Origin of the sequence: uncultured Proteiniphilum sp., assembly GCF_937873925.1 — a bacterium.
GTDB lineage: Bacteria > Bacteroidota > Bacteroidia > Bacteroidales > Dysgonomonadaceae > Proteiniphilum.
Genome location: NZ_CALNAT010000056.1, coordinates 1 through 7,097, shown reverse-complemented (window position 1 = coordinate 7,097; position 7,097 = coordinate 1). Strand labels below are relative to the sequence as shown.

Below are 7,097 nucleotides of genomic sequence, written 5' to 3'. Positions count from 1 at the left end.
ACTTTATATAAAGACCGTGAAATGGTTTTTCAATCATCTTAACTTTCTGGATACCCGAAAGCGGGAAATCCCAGTTATGGAAAAAGCCGTTGATGTAGGCAAATTTCCGTCCAATCAAAATCACCCCGTCACCGTTAAGGTTTTTATTGCGGTAGTAAGCAGGCATACCGAGTGCAAAAGCAGCAATTATGGCAATAAGTGCAACCATCATTAAAAACATCACACCTCTGCCTTCACCCATAAAAAGAATAACTATTCCGAAGATAATTACAATCAGAACAGTAGTAATCAGCAAAATTGCTTTGTTCTTTTCCTTTTCGTTTTGAAAAAGGAAGCTGGCGTATTCCGATTTTTTCTGATCACTGAGCTGCCAGCTCGCAATTACGTTTTCACCCGAGATGAGAGTTTTCATCTTTTTAGCTCTGCTTCGAAGGATCAAGGCAACAATTAAGCCTGCAAGCACAATAAATATGCTGATTAATGTAACGGCATAAGCCTTATACAAGGGGTTACCTTCAGTAAAAGTGAGATAAGTGAGAATCACTCCTGCTAATGAGACAATCAATGAAATGACAACTGCTTTTTGTTGACTGTTCTTTACTTTAAGTTTGCCGTTAATTTTTTGAAAATCGATGTCGCCTTCCGTTGTATCTCTTCGCTCTTGTATTTGTCCATGTGCTTCCTTTGTTTCTATTTCTTCACTGGAGTACTCCGGCTGTTTTATCCCGCAATTCGGGCAGAAATAGTTCTCAGTCGCAAGTTGACTACCGCAGTTTTTACAAATTCTATCCATTATTTTATTTGTTTATTTCCCTTGAAGAGAAGTGAAAAGTCAATGTACAGCAATGCAGCAAAGAGTAAGGATGTAAATGTGAAATGTTGGCTCATTACATGGCGATATAATATCGATGCAACAACAACCATCTGAACAACAATTAAAAGCTTTGACAGCCAGTAGTAGGGTTTTGCCTTTTTTCGCCTTATAAAAACCAATAAAAGCACGATAATTGAGCATAACAATATTCCAATTACTTCGTTAGAGAGGTAGCCACGAACTGCAATAATCACATTGACAATAAGATATAACCAAGTCCATATGGTAACTCCTCCCTGTACTTCATATTCAATTGCCGGTTCTGAAACAGGTGGAGGTTGTGATACAGGTGCTGATTTTTTCTCAATTGGTGGAGGGTCTAAAATAGCCGATATCCCTTTTTCTGCCATTTGGGAAATTTTTTTCTGTATAGTAGAGTTTGCGTAACTCCTCAGACTGCTTTTCAGTTGCTGCTCAACACCTTTATGCATTTTCTCCTTGTATCCCGACGCATAGGTTCGAATCTGTTCGGCAAGGACTTTTGTTCCGCAGCCTGCGCAAAACTTTGCTTGACCCAATAGCGGTTGACCACAATTTGTACAATATGCCATAATTCTTTTCTTTTTATTTAAAGAGGCTGTCCGCCGGATTTTTCTTGTCAAACTCTTTCAGATCGTTAAATGCTTTTGATATATCTTTGGATACCTCCGATACATCTGAATAACCCAACGATTTCAGTTCATTGTTAATGCTCTCAAGATGGGGTCCGGTTGCATTTACATCAACCTTTGCCTTGTTGATCACCTCCATCGCCTTATCCAGATCCCGCGGTAAATCCTTTATGTCCAAGTTCATTCCATCCTTGTAGCCCGATCGTACATCTTTCAATGTACCTGCTGCTTTCTTAGCCTGTGCAAAAGCCTCCGATTCATGCCCGCTTTTCATGGCATTCTCTACTTTGTTTTGATACATTTTTCCTGTCTCTGCGGCATCGTACAACGTTGTTTTTCCCTCTTTTACCTTCGTGATATTCGACTTGTTAATATCTATTTCATTAGTTTCGGGATTAAATACATGATCTGAGTAGTCTTTACTTGCTTCAGCATCAAATCGGTCTGTCCCACGTTGCTGGTGAGCTTCTGCCCATTCCAGATCACTCAAACCCTCAGGCTTTTCGGTCACCTGTCCAAAGATTTTATACGACTCCTCAAGCCAGTTGCCTCTTTGCAGTTCAATCCATTTTTCTGTACCATCTACACCTTTCACTTTTCGCAACACCCTGTAATCGCGGTCGGTATTCACGGAATCACCCCCTTTGCCCGGTGTCCTGAAATCATCTATTTTTATTTCGTCCGGGTTCAGTTTATATTCTTTAGTAATGTACTCCTTTAACCGGGCATCGTGTTCGTTATATATTTTACTTCGCGAACGATTAAAAATATCTTTCATCTCCTTTGTTCCATGATTCTGAATAGTACGCACTTTCGCGGGGTCGCGCATAATCTCGAGCAATTTACCCTTGTTAATTTCCTCTTTCCCGTCAACCGTTTTTATATTTTTCATCATGTCGTCTAAAACTTCATCGGGTGTAATCACCTCGTAGTTTCGTTTTAAGGCTTCACGATGCAGCATTCCGGTGAGTTTTTTGACGATTAACTCTTCCGCTATCTGTCTGCCCGTTATTTTTGCAGCCTCCACGACCGATTTGGTCTGGTACAGGTTATATAAGAATTCGCAACTTATAAAAATTGTCCATGCGAGTGTGCGGTTATCTTTTACCACGAGCTCAATATTTTCGATGCTGAGAAGCCTTCCCTTTGCCATATTCATCAGCAATGGCATGATTGAATCAAGCTGGCGTGAAGCAAAAACATCCCATCCCTTCTCCGGTTCGTAGATGTAAAAGTTGAGCGCTTCAATCATTTTTGCCTTGATCATACCCGCTGCCGTTGCTCCCACTCCTTTAAGGTAGAAAGCAGCCAATGCGCTGAAAGCCATATCGCCGGCCCATTCTGTCCATTCGAGAGTGATCGTGATGGCATTGGCCCAGGCCTCTTCCGATTTGTATCCTTCTGCACCTTCGGCGAGAATAAGATTAGAAGCCACTTTCCAGATTCTATTTCTTAGTTCTGTAAGCCCTTCTGCACCCAGAGTCATTTTTCTGAGTTCGAGTATTTCGTACAACTTGTTCTTGGCCTCACCGGCAGGTACATAATTATTGATTATGTATTTGCACTCTTCATATGCTTTCACCCAGTCGGGGAACTCCTCTCCAATTCCGTAAGTCTTGACCTTTAAACGTATATTCTTTTCGAAATATTCAGGCCTTTCAGCATCACCAGATGGTGCCTTTACAAGATAATCCAAAATAAACACATCGCCTGTTCCGGGTATCTCTTCTTTTGTTGTAAAATGGTAACGTCCATAAGGAATATTGGTGACTAATCCTTCAAACGTGAATTCGGGTTGCAGTACACTCGCCAGATTAATGATTTCGGGTTCCTCGCTTTGTAATTCAAATTGAATTTCAGCCAGTCCTTCTTTATCCGTTAATACCTGGTTGGACTGTTTATCGTAACGGTACAGTGCGAAGTCGAGATTTTCCTCGAACGGCTTACTGGCAAGAATGTACATTTCGTTTTGTTTGCTTACCCCGTTCTTAATGATGAGTCCCTCCTGCATGATCATGATATTCAGGTGGCGTTCCAATGGTTTTTCATCGCCCTGTGCGGCAGAAATAATAAGTGTTTTAGCGGTAATAGATTCTCCTTCTTTGGGTTTAATCAAGGGGCCTGTGAGAGTTACGGAAGCCTTGGATTCACCTTTTGGCTGAATATCAATATATGTCAGCGGATCGGAGGGAAGAGATCCATACCTGTATTCGCCATTGAAGTTCCATCCTTTTTCATCGCCAGCATTTTCAATCCACACATCAAAGGTGATCTCGCTCATATCGTCTGAAACGGGAAAAGTGGCCTCCTCGATTTCGGTTTCCAGTTTGCAATCCAGCAACTTTATCTCCAAATCCTGCCTCAAGGGAGCTTCTCCTTCGGGTACATCATCCATCAGCAACATCAAGTTCACTGAACTTGGTATATTTGCCGTCTTGTTGTCCGGATTCGGACTGGTACAACCCATATTTAAGGCTATATAATCATCGTCAAGAATCGGTTCCGACAAATCTATCCAGTCGCTTTGCGGTTTAAATATAATCTGTTCAGTCAGTTCGGGAACAGGCTTGTCATTTTCATCCAAAATCCTGGCACGAACTTCAATCACCTGGTAGGTATCGGGGCGGAGCGAGCGTTTGTTTCCCGGCGATGTCTCTACCGAGAACTGTTTTTTCCCTTGGGTCTGTATCTGAATGAATTTCTGGAACTGGTGACCGTCGGCAACCGCCTGCACCGTAATATTGAACGTAGCACTACTGGGAGTTCCTTCCAAAATCATCTGTGCCGAAAGACTACCTTGTGCCTGAGTGGGACTTATACTTAATGCCCTTTCAGGATTCATGAGTTGTATTTGTGCCGGATATTTTTGCTGGGTCTTTGGCGTAATCTTATACACAACCACCTCTAATATATCAGGTTGTCCGGCAGAAAGTTTAAACTGCTCCTTGTTCAGGTTCAGGATATATTTTACCTGTTCCTCCTCCTCTTTCTTCTTTTCTTCCTTACTATTTTCCTTTTTCGTCTTATCGTTTTGTTTCTGTTTCTGTCCCGGCTTTTTCCTGAACAGCTTCCGTGCCAGTGCTGTAACACCTCCGGCTGCACCTCCTGCACCAAGCAGTCCGACTACTACTTCCCAGGGAAAGTCTTCACCTGAAGAAGACTGGTCGCCGCCAACTTCAGCCGTTCCCTCTGTAGAAGATTCGCCAAGAGGCGGAGCAAAACCTAATGCTGTAAATGGTGAACTGGTAATCTCATTTATACTATTGTTGTAAGCCTCTTCCAAAGAGGATGGCCTATAACTTCCCATATAGGTGCCAATAAAATAAAATTTATCTTCCTGAATATTCTGGACTAAGGAATAGGAATTTATCGTTGTGCGGTAGGTACCGTAAATAGCAGAAAAGATACGCGCTGAGGAAATGGATCCGGGTTCCTTTTTGCCAGCCAGTTCCTTGTTATGTAACTTAACAATTTTCGAAACTTCAACTCTCCGCTCATCCACGACAGTGCCGCCAACCGAGACATCGCCGCCCAGTTGTTCGACCAATTCTCCGGCAGCAACATCCAGTTCTGCATCGGAAGGCAACCTGTTCCATGTTAATGAACCGGTTTGCGTGGCCACATCCATGGGGCTACTTTGAGCAAAAAGTATTATAGGGAGAAGTAAAAATAACAGGATTAATGCTGTAAATAACTTTATATTTCTCATACTATTATTTTATTTGTTTGCATCTGTGTGTTTCATTAGGCTATTTTAGCCCTTGTCTGGCTCAAGCATGCCCGGTTCTGTTTATTTTCATAATTGTTCTATCAGGGTATTAATTGCTGCAAGATCCTCCTACGCAAAATTAATATAATATTTCAAAGTTTTAGTTTTTTACTATAAATAAATTACGGAACAGTAATTCTCTATAACCCTCTCTAAGTGTCTTCTTTAGACGATTTAACAGGTTGTTTTAGATCAATTAGAGCCCCTGTTTAATGAGTGGTTTGTTTAGATGACCGTGTTTAAAGCAATTTTATTTTAATAATTGAGTTAATTACTTACTTTTGTAATCCTGAATGTTATTCAATTTTTTTATGGATAAAGGTAATCGTAGAAATAATTTTGGAAAGTGGTTGATTTTTAGTGTTTCCATGCTATTTGTTATTTACGCCTCTTTTTTAGGTGTGCTGGTATTATTTGGCGAAGATAAACAGGCAACCCTTACCAGTTACCGTCAGGAATATGGAGAAAGAAATGAAGTTATTCCGAATCGATACACCTATCTTTTTGGATACGAATTCACGGTAAACGGGAAAAAATATTACGGTACAGGACAAAAAGTTGGCTCGCCGGTATTCCTGAAACCGTCTCCGGAATCTACCATCTCCATAAAGTACCTCTCATTCTGCCCCTATTTTAACTCGCATATTGAAGGCAAAAAAAACTGGAAAAGTATATTGATCTTCCTCGCGGTAGGGGTGGTGTTATTTCGCTTTTTTTGGAAGATGTGAATATTGACCACCACACCATGAGCTACGGCATACGCAAAGTCGCACTTGTCGCGGTTCATTGTTCATTGTATTCTCTTTTTTGACACATACTTTAGTTCATTGTTGTCAAAAGCAACTTTTGTCTTATAATGTAGTGAAGGACAGCACATCGCATCATCTCCGGAATAGCATGATGAATTACCTACGATCAAATTATTTTCAATTTTTCTTGCCCAAAAATATCCTGTACATCCGGAAACATCCTGGTGACCCTTGACAGTTGCAAATCTATATTTCTCGTTTTCGTTTATGAATATAAAAATATCTTGTGATGCGCTATTACCGAATTCGGTATGAACACTGATTACTAAATCATTCTTCAGGTCTTTGTTTAAGTCTCCTTCCAAAATAGGAATCGCGCCAAATATTTCCTGATCCCTTATTAAGGGAATGGTTATCATGATTATCCGACCGTCATTCTCTTCATCTTTATCCGGGGTGTTGTAATATGTTAACTTTATTGCGGCGGCATCTGCAAATTCTTCCAATCGTGTACCTTGTCCATAGATGATCTGATAATAATCCTTTATTGATTGAACAATGGTCATATCAAGTTTATCGTTCTTGATTAGATTCAATTGTTTCGGAGACATGTTTGTTAATTGGCTACAAGCTCCCAATAGGATTAAAGACATTATAATTACAGTTATTATTTTCATGATTTCTGTTTCGTTGTTGAGTCCACTTAAAAGGTTTTGGATAGTGCAGTATTGTTCAAAATATTTTTATTTGAACGTAAAGATATAAAGTTTTTTTTAACAAAAATAAATGACTCGCGACAACGCTTTGTTTTCAATCAGTCTTCATTATCTCCCTCGCCCGACAATTTCTATCAGACTGCACTTTTAAAATCCTTATCTTTTTGTTCATCATTGTTCAAAGGACGGGGAACGAACAACTATACAAGTTCAATCTTCAGCTTTGCACACTTGGCATTTTCTTCAATATCCCCTGTCGGCATAAAGTTTACCGGATACCTTGCTGATGGAGCTCTCCATCGAGAGTGGATGGCGGTTATCCGCGTTACCCCGGGTAATGACAAAACTGATAATTTCACCTTTGTCGTTAATGATAAT

General features: G+C 40.4%; 6 protein-coding genes. 1 reads left to right on the top strand and 5 read right to left on the bottom strand.

Annotation, left to right across the window (positions count from 1 at the left end):
• The 3 genes from Q0502_RS04065 to Q0502_RS04055 all read right to left on the bottom strand — a co-directional run.
• Positions 1-793: zinc ribbon domain-containing protein (locus tag Q0502_RS04065; RefSeq protein ID WP_298647448.1), on the bottom strand; the 793-nt coding region annotated here is incomplete at its 3' end.
• Positions 793-1,476 carry a zinc ribbon domain-containing protein gene (locus Q0502_RS04060; RefSeq protein ID WP_298647445.1) on the bottom strand — a complete coding sequence of 228 codons (684 nt, stop codon included), beginning with the start codon at positions 1,474-1,476 and terminating at the stop codon, positions 793-795. The genes Q0502_RS04065 and Q0502_RS04060, both read right to left, overlap by 1 nt.
• Entirely contained in the window at positions 1,439-5,194 is a 3,756-nt protein-coding gene (locus Q0502_RS04055; RefSeq protein WP_298647442.1) for a hypothetical protein, read from the bottom strand. The genes Q0502_RS04060 and Q0502_RS04055 overlap by 38 nt, the downstream gene beginning before the upstream one ends.
• Positions 5,195-5,565: 371 nt before the next feature.
• Here Q0502_RS04055 and Q0502_RS04050 point away from each other — a divergent pair, with 371 nt between their 5' ends.
• The gene (locus Q0502_RS04050) at positions 5,566-5,982 is read left to right on the top strand and encodes a hypothetical protein (protein ID WP_298647439.1); all 417 of its coding nucleotides are present in this window, start codon (positions 5,566-5,568) and stop codon (positions 5,980-5,982) included.
• 62 nt (positions 5,983-6,044) lie between these two features.
• On the opposite strand, the gene Q0502_RS04045 is transcribed toward Q0502_RS04050, so the two are convergent.
• Together Q0502_RS04045 and Q0502_RS18935 are read right to left on the bottom strand one after the other, a co-directional pair.
• Positions 6,045-6,680: a hypothetical protein gene (locus tag Q0502_RS04045; protein ID WP_298647437.1), complete on the bottom strand. Its 636-nt coding sequence runs from the start codon at positions 6,678-6,680 to the stop codon at positions 6,045-6,047.
• A gap of 282 nt (positions 6,681-6,962) precedes the next feature.
• Positions 6,963-7,091, bottom strand: a complete 129-nt coding sequence (locus tag Q0502_RS18935) for a transposase (RefSeq protein WP_366521755.1) — start codon at positions 7,089-7,091, stop codon at positions 6,963-6,965.
• Between the last annotated feature and the right edge of the window lie 6 nt (positions 7,092-7,097).